This window comes from Stutzerimonas nosocomialis (assembly GCF_005876855.1).
GTDB classification, from domain to species: domain Bacteria; phylum Pseudomonadota; class Gammaproteobacteria; order Pseudomonadales; family Pseudomonadaceae; genus Stutzerimonas; species Stutzerimonas nosocomialis.
Genome location: NZ_QLAE01000007.1, coordinates 101,693 through 127,459, shown reverse-complemented (window position 1 = coordinate 127,459; position 25,767 = coordinate 101,693). Strand labels below are relative to the sequence as shown.

25 protein-coding genes are annotated in these 25,767 nt (G+C 67.9%); 18 read left to right on the top strand and 7 right to left on the bottom strand.

Features of this window, described 5'->3' with window-relative positions:
• Positions 1–88: 88 nt before the first annotated feature.
• Positions 89–1,306: a beta-ketoacyl-ACP synthase I gene (gene fabB, locus DN824_RS06480; protein ID WP_138407529.1), complete on the bottom strand. Its 1,218-nt coding sequence runs from the start codon at positions 1,304–1,306 to the stop codon at positions 89–91.
• A gap of 11 nt (positions 1,307–1,317) precedes the next feature.
• Positions 1,318–1,833: a 3-hydroxyacyl-[acyl-carrier-protein] dehydratase FabA gene (gene fabA / locus DN824_RS06475; protein ID WP_138407528.1), complete on the bottom strand. Its 516-nt coding sequence runs from the start codon at positions 1,831–1,833 to the stop codon at positions 1,318–1,320.
• A gap of 362 nt (positions 1,834–2,195) precedes the next feature.
• On the opposite strand from fabA, the gene DN824_RS06470 reads away from it, so the two are divergent.
• The 9 genes from DN824_RS06470 to DN824_RS06435 all read left to right on the top strand — a co-directional run bounded on the left by DN824_RS06470 (position 2,196) and on the right by DN824_RS06435 (position 8,750).
• Entirely contained in the window at positions 2,196–3,221 is a 1,026-nt protein-coding gene (locus DN824_RS06470; RefSeq protein ID WP_138407527.1) for an NAD(P)H-dependent glycerol-3-phosphate dehydrogenase, read from the top strand.
• A gap of 18 nt (positions 3,222–3,239) precedes the next feature.
• Complete coding sequence (locus DN824_RS06465; RefSeq protein ID WP_138407526.1) at positions 3,240–3,578, top strand: DUF4389 domain-containing protein; 339 nt, start codon at positions 3,240–3,242, stop codon at positions 3,576–3,578.
• Positions 3,575–4,039 carry a phosphohistidine phosphatase SixA gene (gene sixA, locus DN824_RS06460; RefSeq protein ID WP_138407525.1) on the top strand — a complete coding sequence of 155 codons (465 nt, stop codon included), beginning with the start codon at positions 3,575–3,577 and terminating at the stop codon, positions 4,037–4,039. The genes DN824_RS06465 and sixA overlap by 4 nt, the downstream gene beginning before the upstream one ends.
• 226 nt (positions 4,040–4,265) lie before the next feature.
• Complete coding sequence (locus tag DN824_RS06455) at positions 4,266–4,709, top strand: hotdog fold thioesterase (protein WP_138407524.1); 444 nt, start codon at positions 4,266–4,268, stop codon at positions 4,707–4,709.
• Positions 4,710–4,832: 123 nt separating this feature from the next.
• Positions 4,833–5,639 (top strand): alpha/beta fold hydrolase, encoded by an 807-nt coding sequence (locus tag DN824_RS06450; protein WP_138407523.1) that lies wholly within the window; start codon positions 4,833–4,835, stop codon positions 5,637–5,639.
• Entirely contained in the window at positions 5,636–6,493 is an 858-nt protein-coding gene (locus tag DN824_RS06445) for an alpha/beta fold hydrolase (protein WP_138407522.1), read from the top strand. The genes DN824_RS06450 and DN824_RS06445 overlap by 4 nt, the downstream gene beginning before the upstream one ends.
• A gap of 103 nt (positions 6,494–6,596) precedes the next feature.
• Positions 6,597–6,734 carry a hypothetical protein gene (locus tag DN824_RS22460; RefSeq protein WP_158295368.1) on the top strand — a complete coding sequence of 46 codons (138 nt, stop codon included), beginning with the start codon at positions 6,597–6,599 and terminating at the stop codon, positions 6,732–6,734.
• Positions 6,734–7,552, top strand: coding sequence for a DUF4892 domain-containing protein (locus tag DN824_RS06440; protein WP_138407521.1), 819 nt, complete (start codon positions 6,734–6,736; stop codon positions 7,550–7,552). Before DN824_RS22460 ends, DN824_RS06440 begins: the two co-directional genes overlap by 1 nt.
• Before the next feature lie 133 nt (positions 7,553–7,685).
• Positions 7,686–8,750 carry an AI-2E family transporter gene (locus DN824_RS06435; protein ID WP_138407520.1) on the top strand — a complete coding sequence of 355 codons (1,065 nt, stop codon included), beginning with the start codon at positions 7,686–7,688 and terminating at the stop codon, positions 8,748–8,750.
• Between the two features lie 15 nt (positions 8,751–8,765).
• Here DN824_RS06435 and DN824_RS06430 read toward each other — a convergent pair whose 3' ends face one another.
• Positions 8,766–9,767, bottom strand: coding sequence for a patatin-like phospholipase family protein (locus DN824_RS06430; RefSeq protein WP_138407519.1), 1,002 nt, complete (start codon positions 9,765–9,767; stop codon positions 8,766–8,768).
• Between the two features lie 169 nt (positions 9,768–9,936).
• Here DN824_RS06430 and selD point away from each other — a divergent pair, with 169 nt between their 5' ends.
• The 4 genes from selD to DN824_RS06410 all read left to right on the top strand — a co-directional run bounded on the left by selD (position 9,937) and on the right by DN824_RS06410 (position 13,066).
• Complete coding sequence (gene selD / locus DN824_RS06425) at positions 9,937–10,971, top strand: selenide, water dikinase SelD (protein WP_138407518.1); 1,035 nt, start codon at positions 9,937–9,939, stop codon at positions 10,969–10,971.
• A complete protein-coding gene (gene mnmH, locus DN824_RS06420; protein WP_138407517.1) occupies positions 10,971–12,101 on the top strand; it encodes a tRNA 2-selenouridine(34) synthase MnmH in 1,131 nt (376 codons plus the stop codon). The genes selD and mnmH overlap by 1 nt, the downstream gene beginning before the upstream one ends.
• Positions 12,098–12,376 carry a hypothetical protein gene (locus DN824_RS06415; RefSeq protein WP_138407516.1) on the top strand — a complete coding sequence of 93 codons (279 nt, stop codon included), beginning with the start codon at positions 12,098–12,100 and terminating at the stop codon, positions 12,374–12,376. Before mnmH ends, DN824_RS06415 begins: the two co-directional genes overlap by 4 nt.
• Positions 12,377–12,457: 81 nt before the next feature.
• On the top strand, positions 12,458–13,066 hold the full coding sequence (locus DN824_RS06410; RefSeq protein WP_138407515.1) for a flavin reductase family protein: 609 nt from the start codon (positions 12,458–12,460) through the stop codon (positions 13,064–13,066).
• A 3-nt stretch (positions 13,067–13,069) separates the two neighbouring features.
• Here the strand turns inward: DN824_RS06410 and DN824_RS06405 are convergent, their stop codons facing one another.
• Positions 13,070–15,754 (bottom strand): HAD-IC family P-type ATPase, encoded by a 2,685-nt coding sequence (locus tag DN824_RS06405; protein ID WP_138407514.1) that lies wholly within the window; start codon positions 15,752–15,754, stop codon positions 13,070–13,072.
• 170 nt (positions 15,755–15,924) lie between these two features.
• Between DN824_RS06405 and DN824_RS06400 the strand changes: the two genes are divergently transcribed.
• The 4 genes from DN824_RS06400 (at position 15,925) to DN824_RS06385 (ending at position 20,729) form a co-directional block, all read left to right on the top strand.
• Entirely contained in the window at positions 15,925–16,842 is a 918-nt protein-coding gene (locus DN824_RS06400) for an AAA family ATPase (protein WP_138407513.1), read from the top strand.
• Between the two features lie 22 nt (positions 16,843–16,864).
• The gene (locus tag DN824_RS06395) at positions 16,865–17,833 is read left to right on the top strand and encodes a DUF58 domain-containing protein (protein ID WP_138407512.1); all 969 of its coding nucleotides are present in this window, start codon (positions 16,865–16,867) and stop codon (positions 17,831–17,833) included.
• A complete protein-coding gene (locus DN824_RS06390) occupies positions 17,830–19,824 on the top strand; it encodes a transglutaminase TgpA family protein (RefSeq protein WP_138407511.1) in 1,995 nt (664 codons plus the stop codon). The genes DN824_RS06395 and DN824_RS06390 overlap by 4 nt, the downstream gene beginning before the upstream one ends.
• Before the next feature lie 110 nt (positions 19,825–19,934).
• Complete coding sequence (locus tag DN824_RS06385) at positions 19,935–20,729, top strand: acyl-CoA thioesterase (RefSeq protein ID WP_138407510.1); 795 nt, start codon at positions 19,935–19,937, stop codon at positions 20,727–20,729.
• 1 nt (position 20,730) lies between these two features.
• On the opposite strand, the gene DN824_RS06380 is transcribed toward DN824_RS06385, so the two are convergent.
• Both DN824_RS06380 and DN824_RS06375 read right to left on the bottom strand, forming a co-directional pair.
• Positions 20,731–22,203, bottom strand: coding sequence for a methyl-accepting chemotaxis protein (locus DN824_RS06380; RefSeq protein WP_138407509.1), 1,473 nt, complete (start codon positions 22,201–22,203; stop codon positions 20,731–20,733).
• Positions 22,204–22,339: 136 nt separating this feature from the next.
• Complete coding sequence (locus tag DN824_RS06375; protein ID WP_138407508.1) at positions 22,340–23,146, bottom strand: TatD family hydrolase; 807 nt, start codon at positions 23,144–23,146, stop codon at positions 22,340–22,342.
• 146 nt (positions 23,147–23,292) lie between these two features.
• Here DN824_RS06375 and DN824_RS06370 point away from each other — a divergent pair, with 146 nt between their 5' ends.
• Positions 23,293–24,714: an MltF family protein gene (locus DN824_RS06370; protein ID WP_138407507.1), complete on the top strand. Its 1,422-nt coding sequence runs from the start codon at positions 23,293–23,295 to the stop codon at positions 24,712–24,714.
• Here the strand turns inward: DN824_RS06370 and DN824_RS06365 are convergent.
• Positions 24,707–25,741 carry a lipase secretion chaperone gene (locus DN824_RS06365; protein ID WP_138407506.1) on the bottom strand — a complete coding sequence of 345 codons (1,035 nt, stop codon included), beginning with the start codon at positions 25,739–25,741 and terminating at the stop codon, positions 24,707–24,709. The genes DN824_RS06370 and DN824_RS06365 overlap by 8 nt on opposite strands.
• Between the last annotated feature and the right edge of the window lie 26 nt (positions 25,742–25,767).

Below are 25,767 nucleotides of genomic sequence, written 5' to 3'. Positions count from 1 at the left end.
TGGCCCGGGCTCAATCGAAGTAGAAACGTAGAAACGTAGAAACGAAAACGGCGCCCTGGGGCGCCGTTTTCGTTTACGCGTCGGTCACTCAGCCTTTCCAGCGCTTGAGGACCAGCGTGGCGTTGGTGCCACCGAAACCGAAGCTGTTGCTCATGACGGTATCGATCTTGGCGTCTTCGCGGGTTTCGCGAACGATCGGCAGATCGGCCACCTCGGCGTCCAGCTCGTCGATGTTGGCCGAGCCGGCGATGAAGTTGCCCTCCATCATCAGCATCGAATAGATCGCCTCGTGAACGCCGGCAGCGCCCAGGGAGTGGCCCGACAGGCTCTTGGTGGAGCTGATGGCCGGCATCTTGTCGCCGAACATGTTGCGGACGGCCTTGGCTTCGGCCACGTCGCCCACCGGGGTGGAGGTGCCGTGGGTGTTGAGGTAGTCGACCGGGCCCTCGACGGTGGCCATCGCCTGCTGCATGCAGCGCAGCGCGCCTTCGCCGCTCGGGGCGACCATGTCGTAACCGTCGGAGGTTGCGCCGTAGCCGACGATCTCGGCATAGATCTTGGCGCCACGCTTGAGCGCGTGCTCCAGCTCCTCGACCACCACCATGCCGCCGCCGCCGGCGATGACGAAACCGTCACGCTTGGCATCGTAGGCGCGCGAGGCTTTCTCCGGCGTCGCGTTGTACTGGCTGGAGAGGGCGCCCATGGCGTCGAACAGGCAGCTCTGGCTCCAGTGTTCTTCTTCGCCGCCGCCGGCGAAGACCACGTCCTGCTTGCCCATCTGGATCTGCTCCATCGCATGGCCGATGCAATGCGCGCTGGTGGCGCAGGCCGAGGCGATGGAGTAGTTGATGCCCTTGATGCGGAACGGCGTGGCCAGGCACGCCGACACGGTGCTGCTCATGGTGCGCGGGACGCGGTATGGGCCGATGCGCTTGACGCCCTTGTCACGCAGGATGTCGATGGCTTCCATCTGGTTGATGGTCGACGCACCGCCGGAGCCTGCGATCAGGCCGAAGCGTGGATTGGAGATCTCGTCGGCGGTGAAGCCCGCGTCCTTTACGGCCTGCTCCATGGCCAGGTAGGCATACGCCGCCGCATCGCCCATGAAGCGCAGGACCTTGCGGTCGATGAGTTCTTCGAGGTTGAGGTTGACCGAGCCCGAAACCTGGCTGCGCAGGCCCATGTCGGCATATTCCTGGTTGAAGCGAATACCGGGGCGGCTGGCGCGCAGGTTGGCGGAGACGGTGTCTTTATCATTGCCCAGGCAGGAAACGATACCCAGACCGGTGATCACGACGCGGCGCATGCGGAAGTCCTTCAGAAACTGTCGGTAGAGGTGAACAGGCCGACACGCAAACCTTCGGCACTGTAGATCTCGCGGCCATCGACGCTGACGGTGCCATCGGCGATGCCGAGGATCAGCGAGCGGTTGATGGTGCGCTTGATATGAATGTTGTAGGTGACCTTCTTGGCGGTCGGCAGGACCTGGCCGAAGAATTTCACTTCACCCGAGCCCAGCGCGCGGCCGCGTCCGGGGTTGCCCTGCCAGCCGAGGTAGAAACCTACCAGCTGCCACATGGCATCGAGCCCGAGGCAGCCCGGCATCACCGGGTCGCCTTCGAAATGGCAGGCGAAGAACCACAGGTCCGGGTTGATATCGAGTTCAGCGACCAGTTCGCCCTTGCCGAACTTGCCGCCGACTTCGCTGATATGAACGATGCGGTCGACCATGAGCATGTTCGGCGACGGCAGCTGTGCATTTCCGGGCCCGAACAGCTCACCGCGGCTGCAGCGCAGCAGTTCTTCCCGGGTAAATGCGTGTTGTTTGGTCATGCGTATTCCTCAATGGTCCTCTTGATGGAGGCTTGCTGCTTCGTCGGGCCAGCGGCCTGACTCAAGACTAGTCATAGACTGCGGCGTGGCGCTGAAAGTCACAGCGCCGATCCTCTACCGGTATGGCGGTCGCACACCCCTTCCAGGTACTGCACGAGGCGCAAATGGGCTGCTACTTTAACACTAGTGGTCGCCGGGCGAAGCCTTGGGCGCTTATGAGGAAGAATTCGGTGCGGGCATGTCCGCGGTGGGCCGCCGCGGACGCTGCCTGCGCAGACTCGTCCGGCGCCGTCTGGTGGTCGGGGATGGGCGACGTATAATGCGCGGCATTGCCATCTCGCATGGCTCACAACGGAACCCCCATGACAGATCAGCAACTCATCGCCGTGCTTGGCGGCGGCAGCTTCGGCACCGCCATCGCCAATCTGCTGGCGGAGAACGGGCACACCGCGCGGCTGTGGATGCGCAACGCCGAGCAGGCTGAAACGATGCGCCAGGAGCGGCGCAATCCTCGCTACCTCAAGGGCGTGGCGATTCTTCCCGGCGTGCAGCCGGTCACCGATCTGGAGCAGACGCTGGCCGACTGCTCGCTGATCTTCGTCGCGTTGCCCTCGAGCGCCCTGCGTCAGGCGCTGGGCCCTTATGCCGCTCAGCTCGCCGGCAAGGCGCTGGTCAGCACCACCAAGGGCATCGAGGCCGACAGCTTCCTGCTGATGAGCCAGATCCTGCAGCAGGTGGTGCCAGACGCCCGGGTGGGCGTGTTGTCCGGCCCCAATCTCGCCCGGGAAGTGGCCGAGCACGCGCTGACCGCCACCGTCGTCGCCAGCGACGACGAAGCCCTGTGCCGCGACGTCCAGGCGGTGCTGCACGGCCGCACCTTCCGCGTCTATGCCAGCCGGGACCGCTTCGGGGTGGAGCTGGGCGGCGCGCTGAAGAACGTCTACGCGATCATGGCCGGCATGGCGGCAGCGCTCGGCATGGGCGAAAACACCCGCAGCATGCTGATCACGCGCGCGCTGGCCGAGATGACGCGCTTCGCCGTGCGCCTGGGCGCCAATCCCATGACCTTTCTCGGACTGGCCGGGGTAGGGGACCTGATCGTCACCTGTACCTCGTCGAAGAGCCGCAACTTCCAGGTCGGTCACGCGCTCGGGGAGGGGCTCACCCTCACTGACGCCATCGAGCGGCTGGGTGGCGAGACGGCCGAGGGCGTCAATACCCTGCGGGTCCTCAAGAGCAAGGCCGAGGAGCTGCAGGTCTACATGCCGCTTGTCGCAGGCTTGCATGCCATTCTGTTCGAGGGGCGTACCCTTGAGCAGGTCATTGAAATGCTGATGCGCGGGGAGCCCAAGACCGACGTGGATTTCATTTCCACCGACGGTTTCTAGGTGCCCGCAGGAGTAGCCATGGATCATTTCACTCGCAACGCGGACCGGGAAAACCTCATCCTGCGTACCGTCTGGATGCTGTTGTTCTTCTTCGTCTGGCAGCTCGCCGAGCTGCTGTTGCTGGCCGTCGTGGTGCTGCAGATGCTGCTGCGCCTGATCAACGGCGCCCCCCACGAAGGTCTGCTTCGCTTCGGCGATAGCCTGAGCCAGTACATCGCGCAGATCGGTCGGTTCGCGACCTTCAATACCGACCGCAAGCCTTGGCCGATGTCCGACTGGCCGACCCCGCGTCCGGCCGATATCGAAGTGGTCGAGGTGGTCACCCCGCCTTCCAGCGCTCAGGAAGGCCAGCCATGAAGCTCTGGCTGTTGCGCCACGGTGAAGCCGAGCCGCGTGCCCGCACCGATGCCGAGCGCAACCTCACCGACACGGGGCGCGAGGAAGTGCGCCGCAGTGCGGCGCATCTGGAAGGGCAGCAGCTCGAGGCGATCCTGGTCAGCCCGTACAACCGTGCCCAGCAGACCGCCGAGCTGGTGCGCCAGGTGCTCCGTTTCGAGGGGCCGGTGGTCACCGTGCCCTGGTTGACACCCGAATCGGACCTGCGCGAAGCGATGCTCTACCTGGATCGGCGCGAGGAGCGCGATCTGCTGCTGGTGACCCATCAGCCCTTCGTGGGCGCGCTGGGCGGCTGGCTGGTCGACGGTCATCGCAACGAACCGCTGCCGATGGCGACCGCCAGCCTTGCCGAGCTGGAAGGCGAGGACCTCGCCGCCGGGCTGATGAGCCTGGTTTCCTTGCGGCACCCCCGTCAGGCCTGACAGCGGCCACGTACGGCGCACCTGCCCAGGGCGCACCGCACGGGGCGTCAACCGGGACCGCTGCCCGCGGTGGTGCCCGGTCGCCGCGGGCTCAGGTCATCCGGCCATCGATATTCGGTTTCTTCTGGCTTACCCTCGGATACAGACGCAGCGTGAGCAGGCCGCCGCCCGGTGGCCTGCTCGGCGAGTGGCGGCTACGACAGACAACCCATAACAAGGAAACCGCATGACGCTCTGGAAACGTGAACCCGACCTGGACGAACTGAACGCCAACCAGAAGAACACCATCGGCGAGGTGCTCGACATCCGCTTCGAAGGGTTCGATGGCGAGTCGATCACCGCCAGCATGGCAGTCGATTCCCGCACCCATCAGCCCTACGGCCTGCTGCACGGCGGCGCTTCGGTGGTGCTGGCCGAGACGCTCGGCTCGACCGCCAGCTACCTGTGCATCGACCCGGCGGCGTTCTACTGCGTGGGTATCGAGGTCAACGCCAACCATCTGCGCGGGCTGCGCAGCGGGCGGGTCACCGCGGTCTGCAGGCCGGTTCACGTGGGGCGCTCGACCCACGTCTGGGACATTCGCCTCAGCGGCGACGACGGCAAGCCCAGCTGCATTTCCCGACTGACCGTTGCGGTGGTGCCGCTGGGCAACGACAAGCCGGGCAGCTGACGCCTTGGCCGGCGCCGCGCCAGATTTGGCTGGTGTGCCGCCTATTCAGGCAGGCTATGGCGATTGTCTGGCGGCCCGGCGCTGCCAGACAATGGACGCTTCCGATCGAATGTTGCGCCGCCCATGCAAAACGTCTTTTTCGCCCACGCCAATGGATTCCCCTCGGCGACCTACGACAAGCTGTTCAGGACCCTGGCGCCCGATTATCGGGTGACGCATCTGGAGCAGCACGGCCACGATCCGCGTTTCCCGGTGGACGACAACTGGAGCAACCTGGTGGGTGAGCTGCTCGAGCAGCTGTCGGCCTTGCCGGAGCCGGTCTGGGGCGTCGGACATTCGCTGGGCGGCGTGCTGCACTATCACGCCGCGCTACAGCGGCCGGAGTTCTATCGCGGGGTCGTGATGCTCGACTCGCCGGTGCTGACCTGGTTCGACCAGGCGGCCATCTGGACCGCCAAGCGCCTCGGTTTCATCGACCGGCTGACACCAGCCGGGCAGACGCTTGGCCGACGCGAGCGCTTCGCCAGCGTCGAGCAGGCCAGGGACTATTTCGCCGCCAAGCCGCTGTTTCGTGCATTCGACCCCGACTGCCTGGAGGCCTACGTGACCCACGGGCTTGCGCCCGACAACGATGGGTTCAGGCTGCGCTTCGACCCGCAGACCGAGATACGCATCTATCGCAGCGTGCCCCACGTGACGCCGGGCTGGCCGCTGATGCTCAAGGTTCCGCTGGCCGTGATCAGGGGCCATGACAGCCGGGTGGTGCGCCCCCATCACGCCATGCTGGCCCGGCTGATGCCACGCGGCGAGGCGTTGTGCATGCCGGGCAGCCACATGTTCCCGCTGGAACATCCGCAACAGACGGCAGGGCTGCTGCGTGAGCTGTTCAGCCGCTGGGCGATGGCCGGGCTGGATCAGGAGTACGCATGAACGCGCCGTTCGAAGAAATCCGCATGAGCCTGTCCGGGGTCGACCTGGCGGCGCACCAGTACGGCCCCGACGACGGGCGGCCGGTCATCGCGCTGCATGGCTGGCTCGATAACGCCGCGACCTTTTCCCGCCTTGCGCCGCGGCTCGAGGGGCTGCGCATCGTCGCGCTGGACCTTCCCGGCCATGGCCATTCGGGGCATCGCCCGCCCGGCGTCAACTACGCCATCTGGGACTATGCGCTCGATGTCCTGCGGGCCGCCGAACAGCTCGGCTGGGAGCGCTTCTCGCTGCTCGGGCATTCGATGGGGGCGATCGTCTCCGTGCTGCTGGCCGGCGCGCTGCCGGAACGCATCGAGCGCCTGGCGCTGATCGACGGGGTGATTCCCTACACCGGCGAGGCGGACAGCGCTCCGGGCCGGCTCGGCGAAGCCTTGCTGGCGCAACTGGCGGTCGACGCCAAGCGCAAGCCCGTCTATGCCTGCTTCGAGGATGCGGTGCAGGCGCGCATGAAGGGTGTCGGCGCGGTCAGTCACGAAGCGGCGCAGGCGCTCGTCCAGCGGGGGCTGATGCCGGTGCCCGGCGGTTTCACCTGGCGGACCGACCCGAGGCTGATGCTGCCCTCGGCGATGCGCCTGACGCGGGCCCATGCGCAGGCGTTCGTCGACCGCATCGCCTGCCCGGTGAGCCTGGTCCTCGCCGAGCAGGGCCTGCTGACCCAGCCGGCGCAGCGCGCGTTCGTCGAGCAGCTGCCGTTCCAGATGCACCGAATCGCCGGCGGCCATCATCTGCACCTGGACGACGATGCGGGTGCCGATGCGGTGGCCGAGCGATTCAACGCGTTCTTCGCCGGCTGAGCCGGGCCTGTCCAGGCCATGCAAAAGTCTGTCGCAAAGCGTGCCTTGACTTGATTCGGGCAACTGTTGAGGCTGACGGCTGGAACCTGCCACGAGTGCCCCGATGATCGATCTCTACACCGCCGCATTGCCCGACGACGTGTTCACCCCTCTGGAGCGGGGAGCGCAGGGCGCTCGTTTCGGCCGCAGGGCGCAGCGGGCCTCGACGCTTCCCGTGACCGCGTCGAGGCGGGTGCGCTGATGGGCAGGCTCTCCTCGCTGCGTCCGCTCACTTTCTCGCTCCTGCTGCTGACCGGCCTTGGCGCCTCGGCCGCGGACGTACCCGGCAGCGCCGATCTGCAGATACTGGAGCGCTATCCCCAGGCGGAAATCGTCGATTACCGCGAGCGGCACGTCGATGAGCGCATCTACCCGCAGGATTCCCTGCGCCGTATCGGCGGGAACCTGCGGATGGCCGCCCAGGTGGTCACCGCCGGCGACCTGACCGCGATCACTTACCTGTTGCCCAGCACCCACAGCGGCATCGAGGCCTTCACCCAGGGCCGAGAGGCGCTGCTCGAGCGCAATGCCGAACTGCTGTTCTGGTGCGAGGGCCGGGACTGCGGTTCGAGCAGCCTCTGGGCCAACTCGATCTTCGGCAAGTCCATGCTCTACGGGCCGGAAGCGCAGCAGGCGTATCTGCTGGCGCGCCTGCCAGACGACGCCGACAGCCTGGTCGCCCTCTACGGGATCACCCGGGGCAACGGGCGGCCCTACCTGCATGTCGAGCGTCTCGCGCCCGATGCGCCGCTCGGCGAGCTGCTGCCGACCTCGGCGACGTTGCTGCGCCAGCTGCGCGACAGTGGCGAGCTGAACCTGCCGCGTCTCGGCGAGCCGAGCCCGGCCTGGATCGACCTGCTCGCCAGCGTGTTGCGCCTCGACAGCAGCCTGCGCGTCAGCCTGGCCGGCGGGGCGTCCGAAGGCTGGCGCGATGCGCTGGTGGCCGAGCGCATCAGGGCGACGCGCCTCGAGCTCGAGCCGTCCCAGGAGGACGGCCTGCGCATTCGCCTGCTGCGCTGAAAGGCGCACCCTAGGCGCTTCGCTTCGCATGCAAAAAGATGTAGCGCCGCCGCGCCATTAGGGCACACTTGCGCGCCGGCAGTTTCTGCCAGCGCCCGGTGTTCGCGCCGTTCATTCGATAGGGTTCGCTCGCATGCTCAACAACGACCGCCTACTGGTGCAGATCCTGCTCCTGGCCTTGCTGGGTGCCTGTCTCTGGGTACTCGCGCCCTTCGTTTCCGCCCTGTTCTGGGCGGCGGTCCTGGCTTTCGCCAGCTGGCCGCTGATGCGCTTGCTGAGCCGCTCGCTGCGCGGCAATCAGACGCTGGCCGCCGGTCTGCTCACGCTTGGCTGGATGGTGCTGGTCGCGGTCCCGCTGGTCTGGCTGGGGTTCAACGTCGCCGACCACATTCGCGATGCCAACGCCCTGGTTCGCGACCTGCAGGTCGAAGGCCTGCCGCCCCCGCCGGAGTGGCTCGGCAACCTGCCGCTGGTTGGGTCGTATCTGGCCGAACTCTGGGAAACCATCGACGAGCAGGGCACCGCGCTGTTCGACAGCCTGCGTCCCTACATCGGCCAGGTCGGTAACTGGCTGCTGGTGCGCAGCGCACGCATCGGTGGCGGTGTCCTGGAGCTCGCGCTGAGCCTGGTGCTGGTGTTCTTCTTCTACCGCGACGGGCCACGCCTGGCGGCGTTCGTGCACAGCCTGCTGCTGCGCCTGATCGGTCCGCGTGCCGATCATTACCTCGAGCTGGTGGCCGGCACGGTGCAGCGGGTGGTCAATGGCGTGATCGGCACGGCCGCCGCCCAGGGCCTGCTGGCCTTCATCGGCTTTCTCATCGCCGGTGTGCCGGGTGCGCTGGTGCTCGGGCTGCTGACCTTCCTGCTGAGCATGATTCCCATGGGGCCGCCGCTGGTGTGGATTCCGGCCACGGCCTGGCTCGCCTGGCAGGGCAACTACGGCATGGCGATCTTCCTCGGTGTGTGGGGCATGTTCGTGGTCAGCGGGGTGGACAACGTGCTGCGCCCGTACCTGATCAGCCGCGGCGGCAACCTGCCGCTGGTGGTGGTGCTGCTGGGCGTGTTCGGCGGCCTTCTGGCCTTCGGCTTCATGGGGCTGTTCCTCGGCCCGACCCTGCTGGCCGTGGCCTACAGCCTGCTGACCGACTGGGTGACCAAGGAAACCGGCGTGCCGCCCGCGCAGGACCCGCACGCCTGAGCCCAGCGTGCCGCCTCAGCGGGGGCCGTGGGACCGCTCGTAGTCGTCCAGGGCGTCGCTGGCCACCAGCCGCCCCAGCTGGATGAGCTCTGGCGCCTTGTAGAACTCGTAGAACTTGCAGGCGCGCTTGGGGATGTTGATCAGTACGTTGGGCGGATAGCCGGCGACCTTGTACTGCGAGAGCGACGTCTGCATCACCTCGAAACTCTGGTTGATCAGGTCCAGCATCGACGCCGGGCCGGTCACGTCGGCCACCCTCGACCCTTCGGCCGACTTGGGCGCGCCTTCGGCCGTGGGCGCGGCGGCCGGCTGGCTGTCGTCCGTGCCTTCGGCCGCCACGGCCACATCGTGTTCCAGGCTCAGCGGATTCACATCGCTCTTGCGGCGGAACGGGATGTGCGCCGTCAGCGAGCTGACCATCATGTCGAACCGCCCGGGCCGCTCGATTTCCGGCAACGGATACTGGGCGTGGTTGTTGCCGTTGAGGTTCACCGCGATGATCAGGTCGCAGTGGCTCGACACCACCGGCACGATCGGCAGGGGATTGAGCAGGCCGCCGTCGACCAGCATGCGATTGCCCTGCAGGACCGGGGTGAACAGGCTCGGGATCGCCGCGGAGGCGCGCATGGCCTGGTGCAGGCAGCCCTCCTGGAACCAGATCTCCTGCTGGTGGGTGAGGTCGGTGGCCACCGCGGTGTAGGGGATCGGCAGGTCCTGGATATCGATCTCGCCGACGATCTCGCGGATCCGGCCGAAGACCCTTTCGCCACGGATCGCGCCCAGGCTGAAGCTCAGGTCCAGCAGGCGCAGGACGTCCAGGTAATCGAGGCTCTCGATCCAGTCGCGGTAGTCCGCCAGGCGGCCTGCCGCCTGTATCCCGCCGACCACGGCGCCCATCGAACAGCCGGCGATGCAGCCGATCTCGTAGCCGCGCGCCTCGATTTCCTCGATCACGCCGATGTGCGCATACCCCCGTGCGCCACCCGAACCCAGAACCAGTGCGACCCGTTTGCTCATGCCATTTCTCCCTGTCCAAGGGGCGATAGCTTCGGACTTCATCGAGGTGCCCGCAACCCTGTCGCCGGAAGCGCCCGCGATGCCGGGCGCGCGCCCTGGCCATCGGGTCGCGCGGCACGCCTTTTTGCTACAATTCGCGCCCCGTTCAGCGACCGTTACGAGAAGTGCCATGAGCGAACCGATCCGCCTGACCCAATACAGCCACGGTGCCGGCTGCGGCTGCAAGATTTCGCCCAAGGTGCTGGACGTGATCCTCGCCGGCAGTGGCGCGCAGAACCTCGACCCACGCCTGTGGGTGGGCAACGCCTCCCGCGACGACGCCGCGGTGTACGGCATCGACGAGGAGCGCGGCGTGGTCTCGACCACCGATTTCTTCATGCCGATCGTCGACGACCCCTACGATTTCGGCCGCATCGCCGCGACCAACGCGATCAGCGACATCTACGCCATGGGCGGCGAGCCCTTGATGGCCATCGCGATCCTCGGCTGGCCGGTCAACCTGCTGTCCCCCGAGATCGCCCGGGAGGTGATCCGGGGCGGGCGCGCCGTCTGCGACGAGGCCGGCATTCCCTTGGCGGGCGGGCATTCGATCGATGCGCCTGAGCCCATCTTCGGGCTCGCGGTCACCGGGCTGGTCAGCAAGGCGCAGATGAAGCGCAACGACACCGCCACCGCCGGCTGCAAGCTGTACCTCACCAAGCCCCTGGGCATCGGCATCCTCACCACGGCCGAAAAGAAGGCGAAGCTGCGCGAGCAGGACATCGGTCTGGCGCGGGACTGGATGTGCACCCTCAATACGCCCGGCGCCCATTTCGGCAAGCTCGCCGGCGTCAAGGCGATGACCGACGTGACCGGCTTCGGGCTGCTCGGCCACCTGGTGGAAATGGCGGACGGCAGTGGCCTGACCGCCGAGCTGCTGTTCGATCGCGTGCCGCGCCTGCCGGGTGTCGAGTACTACCTGGAGCAGGGCTGCGTGCCGGGTGGCACGGGCCGCAACTTCGAAAGCTATGGCGCCCGCATCGCGCCGCTCGCCGAGGACCGTCAGCACCTGCTCTGCGACCCGCAGACCAGCGGGGGACTGCTGGTGGCGGTGAGCCCGGAAGGCGAGGCCGAGTTTCTCGCCATGGCCTCGCGGCTGGGGTTGCAGCTCGAGGCGATCGGGCAGCTGGTCGAGGCACGACAGCATGCGGTCGAGGTTCTTTGATGCGGGCTGACATCAGCGATTTCCGCCAGCTGTTTCTCGACGGAGCGCCGCTGGTCGATGCCCGCGCCCCTGTCGAGTTCGCCAAAGGGGCGTTTCCTGGGGCGGTCAACCTGCCCCTGATGACCGACATCGAGCGGCAGAAGGTCGGCACCTGCTACAAGCAGCACGGCCAGCAGGCCGCCATCGAGCTGGGCCACAAGCTGGTTTGCGGCAAGACCAAGGCCGAGCGCATCCAGGGCTGGGCCGACTTCGCCCGGGCCCATCCCGATGGCTATCTGTACTGTTTTCGCGGCGGCCTGCGTTCGCAGCTGGTGCAGCAGTGGCTGCGGGATGAGGCGGGAATTGAGTATCCGCGCGTCGTCGGCGGCTACAAGGCGATGCGCTCCTTTCTCATGGAGACCCTCGACAGTGCCCTGGCCGAATGCCGGTTCCTGCTCGTGGGCGGGCTCACCGGTACCGGCAAGACCGAGGTCATCGCCCAGCTGGCCAACGGCCTGGACCTCGAAGGGCTGGCCAATCACCGGGGGTCGAGCTTCGGCAAGCGGGCCACGCCGCAGCCCTCGCAGATCGACTTCGAAAACGCGCTGTCCATAACCCTGCTCCGGCTGCGGGCCGCCGGTCACAGCCAGTTCGTGATGGAGGACGAGGCACGTCTGGTCGGACGCTGTTCGATTCCGCTGCCGCTGTTCCAGGGCATGCAGCATTACCCGGTGGTCTGGCTCGAAGACAGCTTCGAGGGGCGCGTGGAGCGCATCCTCAAGGACTACGTGATCGACCTGTGCGCCGAGTTCATCGACGAGCACGGTGCCGAGGGCTTCGCGGCCTTTGCCGTGCGGCTGCAGGAAAGCCTGTCCAACATCCACAAGCGCCTCGGGGGCGAACGTTACCAGCGCCTGGCGATGCTGATGGACCAGGCGCTGGCCGTGCAGTCGCGCACCGGCGAGGTCGACCTGCACCGTGGCTGGATCGAGGGGCTGCTGCGCGAGTACTACGACCCGATGTACGCCTTCCAGCGCGAGAGCAAGGCGCAGCGGATCGAGTTCGCCGGGGAGCAGGAAGCGGTGGTCCAGTACCTGCGCGAGCGCGCCGGACAACAGATCATGGATAACAACGAGAGGAAACTCATATGAAAGGCTGCATCGCTTTGTCGTTCATCCTGCTGGCTCTGACCGGTTGCGCCGGCAAGACCGCCTACCGCGACGCCTGCGCCAGCCAGCTGAGCGCCGCCTGGGCGGAGCTGGACCTGGCCGAGGCCGAAGGTTTCGCCGGCACCGTCAGCTATTCCAAGGCCCTGGCGTTGCTGACCGGCGCCAAGACCCAGCAGCAGTTCGAAGCCTTCCGTGGCTGTAGCGAAAAGGCCGAGAAGGCACGCTTCTACATCCGCGAGTCGCGCGCCGGTCGCTGATCGGGCCGACAGCGCTTTCGCCCGGCGTCCTGCCGGGCCGCGTCATTCGCCGGGCTCGCCGCCCGGCCTCCCGGAGTTTCCATGCAACTCGACTTTTCCGCGCTGAGCCCGCTCGAGGCCTACCGCTGGCTCGCCTCGACCGTCACCCCCCGGCCCATCGCCTGGGTGTCGACCTGTTCGGCGGCCGGGATCAGCAACCTTGCGCCTTTCAGTTTCTTTCAGGTCATCAGCGACGAGCCGCCGACGCTCATGGTCAACGTCGGCCTGCGTGGCGACGGTGAACTCAAGGACACCGCGCGCAACGTCATGGAGACCGGCGAGCTGGTGATTCAGTTGGTCAGTGCCGGGCATGCCGAGGCGATGAACGCCAGCGCGGCGACCCTGGGGCAGGGCGTCAGCGAGTTCGAGCACTGCGCGATTGCCAGCGAAGCGTCCTCGCAGGTTCGCCCGCCACGGGTGGCAGGCGCTGCGGTCGCCTTCGAATGCCGGGCGGCCCAGGTCATGCCGTACCCGCCGGGGCAGCCCAATTGCCACCTGATCTTCGCGCAGGTGCTGCTGGCCCATGTCGACGACCGCGTGCTCGATGAGCGAGGGCGGATCGACCCGGGCCGGCTCGATCTGCTCGGCCGGCTCGGTGGCAGCAGCTACAGCCTTACCCGCGAGCGCTTCGACATGAAGCGCCCCGACTGAGCCTTACAGGTGCCGGCCGCGACGGCGCCTGACGGCTTTTTCCAGTTCGACCAGCGCGCACACCGCCGCGCCCGCGGCCAGGCAGGCGAGCCAGGCCCGTGCATCCAGCGCTTCGGTGGCGAACAGCCGCTGCAGCGGTGACCAGTGCGTGAAGGCCAGCTGCAGCAACACGATCAGTCCGACCATGCTCCAGACCATGGGGTTGTCGCGCCAGCTGAAGCGCGCCGGGGCGTTCAGCCGACGGCTGCTGAACAGGTAGCCGACCTCGCAGGCCACCAGCGCATTGACTGCCAGCGTGCGGCTCGCCTCCAGGCTCCATCCCGCCTGCTCGGCCCAGAGGAACAGCCCCAGGCTGAACGCCGTGATCAGCGCGGCGACCAGCAGCACGCGCAACAGCAGCCGCGGCGACAGCAACGGCGTGTGCGGGTCGCGCGGCGGGCGTTGCATCAGATCGGCTTCGGCCGGCTCGAAGGCGAGCGCCAGGGCCAGGGTGACCGCGGTGATCATGTTGACCCAGAGGATCTGCAGCGGGGTGATCGGCAGGGTCAGGCCGAGCGCGATCGCCGCCAGTAACGCCAGGGCCTGGCCGGCGTTGGTCGGCAGGATGAACAGGATCGACTTCTTCAGGTTGTCGTAGACCGTGCGGCCTTCCTCGACGGCGTGGGTGATGGTCGCGAAGTTGTCGTCGGCGAGCACCATCTGCGCGGCTTCCTTGGCCGCTTCGGTGCCCTTGATGCCCATCGCCACGCCGATATCGGCGCGCTTGAGCGCGGGCGCGTCGTTGACCCCGTCGCCGGTCATCGCCACCCGTGCGCCGCAGGCCTGCAGGCGTTGCACCAGGCGCAGCTTGTGGGCGGGGCTGGTGCGGGCGAACACCGCGGTACGCGCCAGGCGGGCATCGAGTTCCGCATCGTCGAGCTGGTCCAGTTCGGCGCCGGTCAGCGCCTCGCCATCGCCCAGACCGAGTCGGGCGGCGACGGCGCGGGCGGTGGCAGCATGATCGCCGGTGATCATCTTCACCGCGACGCCGGCGCTGTGGCACTGGGCGATGGCGGCGATGGCTTCGTCGCGCGGCGGATCGAGCATGCCGACCAGCCCCAGCAGCACGAAGTCGCCCTCCAGGTCCTCGTAGCTGAGCATGTGTTGCGAGGCGCCCAGGGGCCTCAGCGCGAGGCCGAGCATGCGCAGGCCCTGGCTCGCGCCTTCGGCCAGCACCCCGTGCCAGTAGCCGGGGTCCAGCGGTTGCGGGGACCCGTCCTGCCACTGGCGGTTGCAGACCTCCAGCAACCGTTCCGGCGCACCGACCAGGTAGATCAGCGCGTGGCCGCCGTGGTCGTGGTGCAGGCTGGCCATGCAGCGACGCTCCGAGCTGAAGGGGATGGCGTCGACGCGCGGCAGGTGCGCCGCTTCCTGTTCGCCCTGCAACCCGAGCTTGCCGGCGAGCGTGAGCAGGGCGGCTTCGGTGGGATCGCCGGTGATGCACCACTGGCCGTCGCTCTGCCGCAGGCTCGCGCTGTTGCACAGCAGGCCGGCGCGCGCCAGGGCGAGCAGGTCGCTCGGCTCGTCGGAGGTTGTCGACGGCACTTGCGGCTCGATGCTGCCCTGGGGCGCGTAGCCGACGCCTTCGACCCGGTAGCGTTGCGCGGCGGTGAACACCTGCTGGACGGTCATTTCGTTGCGCGTCAGCGTGCCGGTCTTGTCCGAGCAGATGACCGTGACCGCGCCGAGGCTTTCGACCGCCGGCAGCCGCCGCACGATGGCCCTCCGCCGGGCCATGCGCCTGACGCCCAGGGCCAGGGTGATGGTCAGCACGGCCGGCAGGCCTTCCGGTATCGCCGCCACCGCAAGGCCGACCGCGGCGAGCAGCATGTCGTCGACGGCATAGCCGCGCAGCATCACTCCGAAGGTGAAGGTGATCACGGCCAGGCCCAGGACGATCAGCGTCAGCTGCCGGGCGAAGCGGGCCATGTCGGCGAGCAGGGGCGTCTGCAGGCTGACCACCTCGCCGAGCATGTGGCTGATGCGCCCCAGTTCGGTGTCCGCGCCGGTGGCGACCACCACGCCGCAGCCGCTGCCGGCGCTGACCAGGGTGCCGGAGAAGGCCATGCTGCTGCGGTCTCCGAGGCTGGCCTCGGGGTGCACCGCCTCGGTCTGCTTGTCGACCGGGAGGGATTCGCCGGTCAGCGCCGCCTCTTCGATGCGCAGGTCCCGGGTCTCCAGCAGGCGCAGGTCGGCCGGTACCCGGTCGCCGGCTTCGAGCAGCACCACGTCGCCCGGCACCAGGCGCTCGGCCGGCAGGCTGGTGACCTGGCCGGCGCGCCGCACCCGGCTGTCCAGGGTGAGCATCTTCTGGATCGCGCGCATCGCCTCTTCAGCCTTGCCTTCCTGGACGAAGCCGACCACGGCGTTGATCAGCACCACGCCGAAAATCACCGCGCTGTCGAGCCAGTGGCCCAGGGCCAGGGTCACCAGCGTGGCGAGCAGCAGGACGTAGATCAGCAGGTTGTGGAACTGCAGCAGGAAGCGCTTGACCGGACCGCTGCCGCGACGCTCCGGCAAGCGGTTGGGGCCGTAGGTCTCCAGGCGACGTTCGGCCTCTTCGGGGCTGAGCCCCTGCCGGTCGATGCCATGGTGCTGCAGCGCCTCGTCCGCCGGACGCCCGTGCCAGTCTCTGGGGGATGGGCTCATGAGTCCTCCTGATTGCGATGAATGCCTTGCAGACAGCCTAGAGGGTGACGGACGAGCCGGTACCGGCCTGGATCAAGGTTCGGGTCACAACTCTGGTTACCAAAGGTTGCTGGCGCTTTGCCTGGCAACCGGCGGTCTATAGCATCGCGGGTTCAACAGAGGAGAGCGGTATGCGCGGTCAACTGGATGCCTGTCTGCACGCGATCAATGCGGTATTGCTGGGCAAGGATGCACAGGTGCGGCTGGCGTTGGCCTGCCTGCTGGCGCGGGGGCATCTGCTGCTCGAAGACCTGCCCGGCATGGGCAAGACCACCCTCAGCCATGCGCTGGCACGGGTGATGGGGCTGAGCTTCCAGCGCATCCAGTTCACCTCCGATCTGCTGCCCGGCGACATCCTCGGTACCTCGGTGTTCGACAAGGAAACCAGCCGCTTCGTGTTCCACCCCGGGCCGATCTTCGCCGAGCTGGTGCTGGCCGACGAAATCAACCGGGCCACGCCCAAAAGCCAGAGTGCACTGCTCGAGGCGATGGAGGAGGGGCAGGTGACCATCGAGGGCGCGACCCGGCCGTTGCCCGAACCGTTCTTCGTCATCGCCACGCAGAACCCGGTCAGCTCGGGCGGCACCTTCACCTTGCCCGAGTCGCAGCTCGACCGCTTCCTCATGCGCCTGTCGCTGGGCTATCCGGCCAAGGCCGCGGAAAAGGCGCTGCTGCTGGGCGAGGCCCGTCGCGACCTGCTGCCGCGCCTGGAGTCCATTTTCGATCACGCGGGCCTCGCGGCCGTGCAGCAGACGGTGGCGACGGTGCGGGTCAGCGATGCGCTGGCCGATTACGTGCTGCGTATCGCCGAAGCCACGCGCACCCAGCCGCAGTTCGCCTGGGGCCTGTCGCCCCGTGGCAGCCTGGCATTGCTCGCGGCGGCCCGGGCCTGGGCCTATCTCGACGAACGCGATTATGTGATTCCCGAAGACGTGCAGGCAGTGCTGCCGGCCGTGGTGGGTCATCGCCTGCGCGAACGCGCCGACCCGACCGGGCATGGCGGCGGTGCGCTGGTGCAGTGGCTGCTGCGCGAGGTGCCAGCGCTGTGAGCGCGGCTGTCGGTTGCGTGGCATGAATCGACTGCGCGGATTGGCCGCCCGCTGGCAGGACAAGCGCATCCCTCCGGCGGCCAGCGTACGTCTGGACCAGCGCCGCATCTTCATCCTGCCCACTGCCGTGGGCATCGCCTTTGGCGTGGCGCTGCTGCTGATGCTGCTGGCCGCGATCAATTACCAGAACAGCCTGGCCTATGGGGCGACCTTCCTGCTCGGATCGGTTTTCCTCGTGACCATCCTGCATACCTGGCGCAACCTCGCCGGGCTGGTGCTGCAGGCCGGCGGCGCGGCGCCGGTGTTCGTCGGCGAGCAGGCGCGTCTGAAGGTGCGCCTGGAGAGCCGCGGCCCGGCCTACCAGGCCGTGGCGCTGGGCTGGAAGGAAAGCGGCCTGCAGCTGCTCGACGTGCCCGCCAAGGGCATCAGCGAGGTGGAACTGGCCGTGCCGGCGCAGCGCCGGGGCTGGCTCAGGCCGGGCCGGCTGCGGGTGGAGAGTCGCTTTCCGCTGGGCATCCTGGTGGCCTGGAGCTGGGTCGACCTGGAACTCGCCGCGCTGGTCTACCCGCGTCCGCTCGAAGGGGAGCTGCCCTGGGGCGTGGGGAGCGACGACAGCGAGGACGAGGGCGTCCGCGCGCAGGGCGCCGGTGCGGACGATTACCAGGGGCTCAAGCCCTGGCAGCCGGGTGAGTCGCGCCGCCGCCTGCACTGGAAGGCTTATTCGCGGGGGCAGGGCATGCTGGTCAAGGATTTCGCGGCGCTGGTCGGGCGCGACCTGCTGCTCGATCTCGACGCGCTGGATGCCGATATGGAAACGCGCCTGTCGCTGCTCTGCCATGCCGTGCTGGAGCTGACCGATCGCCACCAGCCCTTCCTGCTCAAGCTCGGGGCGCAGGTGATCGGCCCGGGCGATGACCAGGCGCATCGCGATCAGTGCCTGCGGGCGCTGGCGCTGTTCGGCGACTCCGCCACCCCGCAGGCCTCGCCATGAGCGGCGTCACCGCAGCCCGGAGCATCCCGCGCAACAGCCTGATCTGGCTGCTGGTCGCCCAGGTCCTGGTGATCCTTCCGCACCTGTCGCACCTGCCGCTGTGGGTGGTGGGCCTGTGGCTGGGCTGCGGCCTGTGGCGCATCCAGATCTTCCGCATGCGGGCGCCTTATCCGAGCGCCGTGACCAAGCTAGCGCTGATGGTCGGTGCCGGGGCGGGCGTCTATGCCTCGCGGGGCAGCCTGGTCGGGCTGGACGCGGGGGTGGTGCTGCTGATCGCCGCCTTCGTGCTCAAGCTGGTGGAGATGCGCACCCGTCGCGATGCGCTGGTGCTGATCCTGCTCGGGTTCTTCGCGGTGGTGACCAGCTACCTGTTCGAGGAAAGCATCGTCGCCGCACTGTTCAGCCTGCTGCCGATCGTCGCCTTGCTGGCGGCGATGATCGGGCTGCAACAGAACCGCCTGCATACCGCGCCCTGGCCGACCGTACGCCTGGCCGGAGGCCTGTTGCTGCAGGCGCTGCCCCTGATGCTGGTGCTGTTCGTCTTCTTCCCGCGCTTCGGCCCGCTGTGGTCGATGCCCAATCCGTCAGACAAGGGCGTGACCGGGCTGTCCGAAAGCATGGCGCCCGGCGATATCGCCGAGTTGAGCCGCTCCGGTGCGCTGGCGTTCAGGGCCAGCTTCGAGGGGCCGTTGCCGCCGCGCGAGCAGCTCTACTGGCGGGCGGTCACCTTCGAACGTTTCGATGGCCGGCGCTGGTCCCAGGCGTTTTCCTCCTACCTTCCGCAGGCGCCACAGTGGCAGCCCCGGGGAGAGGCGCTGGGCTACAGCGTGGTGATGCAGCCCAGCGGCCGTCCCTGGCTGTTCGCCCTGGACGTTCCCCAGCTCGAGGCGGGGGACGCGCGCATGATGGGGGACTTCCATCTGCAGCGCGCGATGCCTGTCGACAAGCCCCTGCTCTACGAGGTGCGTTCCTGGCCACAGGCGCTGCGCGAGCCGCAGGCCCTGCCAGACAATCTGCTCGCCCAGGCGCTGCAGCTGCCCGAATCGGGCAACCCGCGCAGCCGCGCCTGGGGCGAGGCGTTGCGGCGCAGCGCGCAGAACCCCGAGCAGGTGGTCGCGACGTTGCTGAGCCATTTCAATCGCGAACCGTTCGGCTATACCCTGCAGCCGCCTCCGGTCGGCACCGATATCGTCGATGACTTCCTGTTCCAGACCCGCCAGGGCTTCTGCATCCATTACGCGGGCTCGATGGTGTTCCTCCTGCGCGCGGCGGGCATTCCCTCGCGCATCGTGGCCGGCTATCAGGGCGGCGAATACAACCCCGCCGGCAATTACCTCGCGGTACGCCAGTACGATGCCCACGCATGGGTCGAATACTGGGTGCAGGGCCGCGGCTGGATCACCGTCGACCCGACCTTCCAGGTCGCGCCCGAGCGCATCGAGTTCGGTCTCGAGCAGGCGCTGGGCGAGGAGCACGTGCTCGACGAGTCGCCGATGTCGCTGATGCGGTTTCGCGACATCGGCTGGCTCAACGAGCTGCGCCTGGGCTGGGACAACCTCAATTACGGATGGCAGCGCTGGGTCCTCGGCTATCAGGGCGAGCAGCAGATGGACGTGCTGCGCCGCTGGTTCGGCAGCTTCGACCTGCAGACGCTGGGCCTCGGCCTGGTGGGCGCCTGCACGGCGCTGGTCGGCCTGCTGGCGGTGTTCCTGCTCAAGCCCTGGCGTCGCGAACGCGATCCGCTGCGCCGGCAGTTCCTGCGTTTCGAGCGGATGCTGGCCGGGCAGGGGCTGGTCCGCCAGCCCGGCGAAGGGCCGAGGGCGTTCGCCGAGCGAGCCGCACGGGCGCTGCCCGGGCAGGCCGGCCAGATTCGCAGCATCGGCACGCTGTACGAGGCCTGTCGTTACGCCGGTGACGAGCAGGCCGCGCAGCAGCTTCCCGGGGCGTTGGGAAACCTGCGCCGCGCGCTGCCCTGGCGGCGGGCTCGCTGAGCCTGCCGATCATCCGGCGCGATGCCGGGGCATTCATTGGCGCGCCTCGCTCGCCGCCCCGCCGGGCAGCCGCTAAGATCGCCTCGAAATAACCCGTATCCGAGGCTGCAATGACGCTTTCCCAACTTCTCGACGCCGTGCGCCAGGACCCGCTCTCGGTTCGCATCCCCGCGACCTGGGGCCAGGGGCGGGCAGGCTTTGGCGGCCTGGCCGCCGCGCTGGTGTACGAGGCCATGCGGGCCCAGGTGCCTGCCGACCGGCCGGTGCGTTCGCTGGCCATCACCTTCGTCGGACCGATGGCGGTGGAGACGCCCACGCGTTTCGAGGCCGAAGTGCTGCGTGAAGGCAGGGCCGTCAGCCAGGTGCTCGGCCGCGCGACCCAGGATGGTCAGGTGGTGACGCTGGTGCAGGGCAGCTTCGGCGCCTCGCGTGCCTCCGCGGTATCGGTCGAGGCGCTGGAGGCGCCCGATCTGCTGCCGGTCGACCAGTGCCAGGAACTGCCCTACGTGCCGGGCGGGCCGGAATTCACCCGTCACCTGGCGATGCGCTGGGCGCTCGGCGGGCTGCCGTTCAGCGGTAACCGTTCGCGGGAAATGGGGGGCTGGGTGCGCCTGCGCGGCGAGATCGAGCGCGAGCCGCTCGACGAGGCGCATCTGCTGGCGCTGGTCGATGCCTGGCCTCCAGCGGTGCTGCCGCACTTGACGAGCTTCGCGCCGGGAAGCTCGCTGACCTGGACCATCGAGTTCGTGCAGCCGGTACCGGCGCTCGACACCCATGACTGGTGTCGCTACCGCGCCATCATCGAACACGCCCGCGATGGCTACGGGCACTGCGCCGCGGCCCTGTGGACACCGGCCGGCGAGCTGGTCGCGCTCAGCCGGCAGACCGTGACCGTGTTCGGCTGACTTAGAGCTTGAGCTGGCCGATGGCGCGTGTCAGCTCGGCCGAAAGCTGGGCCAGCTCGGCGCTGGTGGCCGCGGAATCGACGGTCTGTTGAACGGTGCGTTCGGTGACGTCGCGAATGCCGGTCACCGAGCGGTTCATTTCTTCGGCGACCTGGCTCTGCTGCTCCGCAGCGACCGCGATCTGGGTGTTGCTTTCGCGCATCTGTGCCACCGCGCCGGTGATCGCCTCCAGGGCGACGCCGGCCTCGCGGGCCTCGCGCACGCAGTCGTCGGCCTTGAGCGAGCTTTCCTGCATGAACTCCACGGCGTCGCGTGTCATGGCCTGCAAGGCGGTGATCATGCGGGTGATTTCGTCGGTGGATTCCTGGACGCGCTTGGCCAGGTTGCGTACTTCGTCGGCGACCACGGCGAAGCCGCGGCCCATCTCGCCAGCTCGGGCCGCTTCGATGGCGGCGTTGAGCGCCAGCAGGTTGGTCTGTTCGGCGATGCTGTGGATCTCGGTGACCACGCCGTTGATCTTCTGGCTGTCGGTGGCCAGTTGCTGGATCGTTTCGGCGGTCTGCTGGATGCCCTGGGAAAGGCTGGAGATCGACCGTTCGACCTGGCCGACCACACGGTGACCGTCGCCCGCCAGGCGGTCGGCGTTCTGCGACTGGTCGCGGGTGTCGCCGGCGTGCTGGGCAATGTGATGAACCGTGGCGGTCATCTCGTTGATCGCCGTGGCCGCCTGGTCGGTCTCGCTCTGCTGGCCGAGCATGCCCTGGCGTACGTCCTTCATGCTCTCGGCCAGGCGACCCGCGCCTTCGTCGAGCCGCGCGGCGGCTTGCGCCACCGTGTTCACCACACGCTGGTAGCCGTTCTGCATGGCATTGAACGCGGTCGCCATCTGGCCGACTTCGTCGCGGCTGTCCAGCGGTACCCGGGCGGAAAGGTCGCCGCTGCGCTCGACGTGCAGCATGACGTCCTTGAGCGTGTTGAGGTGGCTGAGCAGAAAGCGGATCAGGAGCTGCGAGGCGGCCAGCAGGGCGAGCATCAGCACGGCGACGGCCAGGGCATAGCTGACGAAATGCTCGGTGAAGATTTCCAGCAGGCTCGGCGCGCGGGCGATCACGGCGACGTCCTGGCCGTTGGCATCCTGGATCACCTGTACGCCGATGATTTCGTTGCGGCCGAACAGGTCATCGTGGGGGACGTCGGTCCAGCCGGAGAGGGCGGGAACCTGGGCGCCGCCGATGGTCAGCGGCTGCCCCGGGCGGAACGGCCGCACGTCCGGATTGACCGGCAGGGCGGCGCCGGTCGGCCAGGCCTCGATGAGGGCCGCGTGGCTCTGCGCGCTGAGCCTGGCGCTGTCCTCGCGGGCATTCTGCTCCAGATGCATGGCGAAGAGCACCAGCAGCAAGGTGGTGACGAAGGCCACCATGTTGACTGCCCAAAACTTGTACTTGAGTGACAGATCGCGAATCCAGGCGCCCATGCTTTGCCTTCTTCCAGGGAAAATCCAAACGTGATCACATCGTGCCCATTTACTGGCCGGCAGACGTGACGCGCATCAACCATAGGTGGGTTAGCGGCGCCGGTGGCTCAAGCTTGAGCGCAGGCGTGGATTTTTCTCATTCGAGGGGCGGCAGACCGAAAAAGGCGCGGGCGCAGGCAGTGGTGTGCTCGGCCAGATCGGCTTCCGATTCGTCCCGGTGAAGGGCCACCTCCTTGAGTACCAGCGGCAGATAGGCCGGTTCGTTCTGGCCGCTCTTGGGGCGTGGGCGCAGCGTTCGCGGCAATAGGTACGGCGCATCGGTCTCGAGCATCAGCCTTCCGCGCGGGATGTCGCGCACCAGCGGGTGGAGGTGGGTGCCGCGTCGCTCGTCGCAGATCCAGCCGGTGATACCGATGTGCAGGTCCATGTCGAGGTAGGCGTAGAGCGCGCGCTTCTCTCCGGTGAAGCAGTGGACGACCGCGGCGCGGAGATGGTCGCGGTAGGGGCGTAGAATCTGAACCATGCGCTGGTCGGCGTCGCGCTCATGAAGGAACACCGGCAGCCCCAGTTGCACCGCGAGCTCCAGCTGTTCTTCCAGAGCGCGCTCCTGCTGGGGACGCGGCGAGAAGTCCCGGTTGAAATCCAGCCCGCATTCGCCGACCGCGCGCACCGGCTCCTGGCGCAGCAGGTCGGCCAGCTGCCGCCCGCTGTCGGCGGTCCACTCGCTGGCCTGGTGCGGATGAACCCCGGCAGTGGAGAACAGGCGCAGGCGGCTGTCGTCCAGCTCGCCGCACAGGGCCAGGGCCTGCTCACTCTCTGGGAGACTGGTACCGGTCAGTACCAGCTGCGTTACCCGGGCCTCGTAGGCCCGCTGGAGTAACGCCGGCGCATCCTTTGCCAATGCCGGGTGGGTGAGGTTGACCCCGATATCGACGAGCTGCATCTTGGTAATTTCCTTTTTAATCAATTGGATACGAGTTGAACATGAAGCGTGACTTAAGATGGGGCTAGCCCGTGCTCTCGCCCTGTGAGACCCTTTCCGACCCTTCATCATCGCGCTGGTGCGTCGACGACCTCCTCGGAAGGCCCATGCTGAGACTGTTGCCGCTGCTGCTTTGCCTGCTGGTGCTTGCGCCACAGACGGCGCTCGCGCGGCTGGCGGGCCCGCAGGAGGCCTGGCAGCAGGGCGCTACGGTACGCGATCTTGCCGAGATACGCCGCAGCGGGGTGCTGCGGGTGCTGGTCAACCAGAGCCGCAACAGCTCCGGTGAGGTGAAGGGAGAGGCGATAGGCGTCGAATACTCGCGCCTGCGGGCCTTCGAGCAGTATCTCAATCGGGACGTGGCGAAGGGCAGGTCGCCCATCGAACTGAAGATCATTCCCAGGGCCAAGGATCAGCTGCTCGCCGCGTTGCAGCGCGGGGAGGGCGATCTGGTCGCGCCGGGTGAGCTGATGGACCGCAAGAGCGCCCCCGGGATCGGTCGCAGCGGGGCCGTGGTGCGCGACGTGGCGCTGGTGCTGGTGACGCGCCAGGGCCAGCGCACCTATCGCAGCGCCGAAGCGTTGTCCGGACATACCCTGGCACTGCCGGCCGGCAGTGCCGCGGGCCCGGTGATCGAACGCCTGAACCGGCAGCTGGAAGAGCACAAGCGCGCGCCCATCCAGCTGGAGTGGGTGGACCCGACGCTGGCGGTCGAGGATGTGCTGGAAATGGTCCAGGCCGGCATCTTTCCGGCGACGGTGGTGGAACAGACGATCGCCGAACGGTGGGCCAAGGTCATGCCCAAATTGCGCGTCGAGAAGCGTTTCGTCATGGGCGAGCGGGACGATATGCACTGGTTCGTGCGCAAGGAGGCGGGGATGCTGCGTGCCAGCGCCGACCGCTTCCTCGCGCAGTACCGGGCCCCGGCCAATCAGGACGCCGCCTTCGTACGGGTCTACCGGCCGCTGTACAAGGTGCACCACCCACTCGATGCGGTGGGGCGCCAGCGCCTGGAAAAGGTCCGCCCGACACTGCAGCGCTATGCCGAGGAGATGTCCCTCGACTGGCTGGGGCTGGCGGCGCTGGCGTTCAAGGAGTCGACGCTCAACCCGGCGGCGCGGGGCGCTTCCGGGGCCACCGGGCTCATGCAGATCACGCCGGCGACGGCGCGCAGCATGGGTGTGCGGGACATCGGCAACCTCGACAACAACGTCCAGGCCAGCGCTCGTTACCTGGCCAGCATCCGGCGCGAGTTCTTTTCCAGCCCGCGGTTGAACGAGCGCGAACGGCTGGCCTTCATCCTCGCGGCCTACAACATGGGGCCGCAACGCGTGCAGAGCCTGCGCGCCGAAGCCCGTCGGCGAGGGCTCAACCCGAACCAGTGGTTCTTCCAGGTCGAGCGCATCGCCATGGAAACGGTCGGGATGGGCGTGGTCAGCTACGTCAACAGCGTCAACAAGTACTACCTCGCCTACGAGCGGCAGCGCGCGCTGATCGAAGGCGGCCGCCGCACCCTCACACTCAATTGACCGCTTCGGCGCTTTCGGCGATCGCCAGTTGCTGCGCGCCCTGCAGGCGCAAGCGCTCCCGCTCGTCGAAGTGGCGCTCGGCCAGGCGCTCGAGGGCCGTTCGCTTGTCGAGGGCGTCGAGCCCGCGGTTGCGTTCGATGGCCTCCCGTTCTGCCTGGTAGGCGGCCAGCCTGAGCTGCCAGGCCTGCCGCCTGGCGTCGAGCGATTCGAGCCGCTGGGTGGCTTCGGCGCCGACCAGTTGCTGGCGCAGTTGTCGCACCGCCTCGGGCGTGGCGCCCCGACTCATCAGCTCGCGGGTCTGCAGCGCGAGTTCGTGCTGCAGCTCCGGTACCACCGAATCCTGCACCTCGGGTGGCAACGACTGGCGCAGCCGATCGAGCGCCTGGCCCTTGGCCTGCGCATCGAGGCTGTCGTCATGGCGCAGTGCGAGGCGCTCCAGGGTGAAGCGCTGATGCGCCTCCTCGAAGCCGAAAAAGGCCTGGTGCGCTTCGCGGCCGAAGAGACTCGCCCGCAAAGCCTGGACCGCGGCGAGGCGCCTCTGCATGCCGGCAAGATCGCCGATCTGCGGATGCTGGCGTTCCAGCTCGATCAGCTGGCGCTTGTAGTCCAGGTACTGGGCGAGCAGGCGCATCGCCTGCCCGCGCGCCGGCTGCGCCAGATTCTGGCCGATGTACTGGCGCAAACGCTCGACGCTGCTGTGCAGGGGCTCCTCGCCGATCGAACTGAGGAAGTAATCGAACAGGCGGCGGATGTCTTCGCGGATCACCAGGTTGCCGGAGGCATCGACTTCGAAGCCGCCGTCGATGCGGGTGCCCCTGAGCGAAGGCGGCAACGGCGCCGGGGGCGTGGCAACCCGCGGGCTGGCCGCTGCGGGGGCCGGGCCAACGTCCTGGGCGGCGGCCGAACGTCGCGATTCGGACGTTTCCGGTGCCGGACTGGCTACCCGTCCGGACGGGGTGGAGATCACAACGACCGCCAGCAGGCCGAGCGCGGCGCCGGCGCCGAACAGCAACGGCAGTTTCTTCATGGCATCACCTCTGGACCAGGGAGCCG

Bases quoted from the DNA above. Each gene is read 5' to 3' on its own strand.
- fabB (WP_138407529.1), bottom strand. From the start codon at position 1,306: ATGCGCCGCGTCGTGATCACCGGTCTGGGTATCGTTTCCTGCCTGGGC.
- fabA (WP_138407528.1), bottom strand. From the start codon at position 1,833: ATGACCAAACAACACGCATTTACCCGGGAAGAACTGCTGCGCTGCAGC.
- DN824_RS06470 (WP_138407527.1), top strand. From the start codon at position 2,196: ATGACAGATCAGCAACTCATCGCCGTGCTTGGCGGCGGCAGCTTCGGC.
- DN824_RS06465 (WP_138407526.1), top strand. From the start codon at position 3,240: ATGGATCATTTCACTCGCAACGCGGACCGGGAAAACCTCATCCTGCGT.
- sixA (WP_138407525.1), top strand. From the start codon at position 3,575: ATGAAGCTCTGGCTGTTGCGCCACGGTGAAGCCGAGCCGCGTGCCCGC.
- DN824_RS06455 (WP_138407524.1), top strand. From the start codon at position 4,266: ATGACGCTCTGGAAACGTGAACCCGACCTGGACGAACTGAACGCCAAC.
- DN824_RS06450 (WP_138407523.1), top strand. From the start codon at position 4,833: ATGCAAAACGTCTTTTTCGCCCACGCCAATGGATTCCCCTCGGCGACC.
- DN824_RS06445 (WP_138407522.1), top strand. From the start codon at position 5,636: ATGAACGCGCCGTTCGAAGAAATCCGCATGAGCCTGTCCGGGGTCGAC.
- DN824_RS22460 (WP_158295368.1), top strand. From the start codon at position 6,597: ATGATCGATCTCTACACCGCCGCATTGCCCGACGACGTGTTCACCCCT.
- DN824_RS06440 (WP_138407521.1), top strand. From the start codon at position 6,734: ATGGGCAGGCTCTCCTCGCTGCGTCCGCTCACTTTCTCGCTCCTGCTG.
- DN824_RS06435 (WP_138407520.1), top strand. From the start codon at position 7,686: ATGCTCAACAACGACCGCCTACTGGTGCAGATCCTGCTCCTGGCCTTG.
- DN824_RS06430 (WP_138407519.1), bottom strand. From the start codon at position 9,767: ATGAGCAAACGGGTCGCACTGGTTCTGGGTTCGGGTGGCGCACGGGGG.
- selD (WP_138407518.1), top strand. From the start codon at position 9,937: ATGAGCGAACCGATCCGCCTGACCCAATACAGCCACGGTGCCGGCTGC.
- mnmH (WP_138407517.1), top strand. From the start codon at position 10,971: ATGCGGGCTGACATCAGCGATTTCCGCCAGCTGTTTCTCGACGGAGCG.
- DN824_RS06415 (WP_138407516.1), top strand. From the start codon at position 12,098: ATGAAAGGCTGCATCGCTTTGTCGTTCATCCTGCTGGCTCTGACCGGT.
- DN824_RS06410 (WP_138407515.1), top strand. From the start codon at position 12,458: ATGCAACTCGACTTTTCCGCGCTGAGCCCGCTCGAGGCCTACCGCTGG.
- DN824_RS06405 (WP_138407514.1), bottom strand. From the start codon at position 15,754: ATGAGCCCATCCCCCAGAGACTGGCACGGGCGTCCGGCGGACGAGGCG.
- DN824_RS06400 (WP_138407513.1), top strand. From the start codon at position 15,925: ATGCGCGGTCAACTGGATGCCTGTCTGCACGCGATCAATGCGGTATTG.
- DN824_RS06395 (WP_138407512.1), top strand. From the start codon at position 16,865: ATGAATCGACTGCGCGGATTGGCCGCCCGCTGGCAGGACAAGCGCATC.
- DN824_RS06390 (WP_138407511.1), top strand. From the start codon at position 17,830: ATGAGCGGCGTCACCGCAGCCCGGAGCATCCCGCGCAACAGCCTGATC.
- DN824_RS06385 (WP_138407510.1), top strand. From the start codon at position 19,935: ATGACGCTTTCCCAACTTCTCGACGCCGTGCGCCAGGACCCGCTCTCG.
- DN824_RS06380 (WP_138407509.1), bottom strand. From the start codon at position 22,203: ATGGGCGCCTGGATTCGCGATCTGTCACTCAAGTACAAGTTTTGGGCA.
- DN824_RS06375 (WP_138407508.1), bottom strand. From the start codon at position 23,146: ATGCAGCTCGTCGATATCGGGGTCAACCTCACCCACCCGGCATTGGCA.
- DN824_RS06370 (WP_138407507.1), top strand. From the start codon at position 23,293: ATGCTGAGACTGTTGCCGCTGCTGCTTTGCCTGCTGGTGCTTGCGCCA.
- DN824_RS06365 (WP_138407506.1), bottom strand. From the start codon at position 25,741: ATGAAGAAACTGCCGTTGCTGTTCGGCGCCGGCGCCGCGCTCGGCCTG.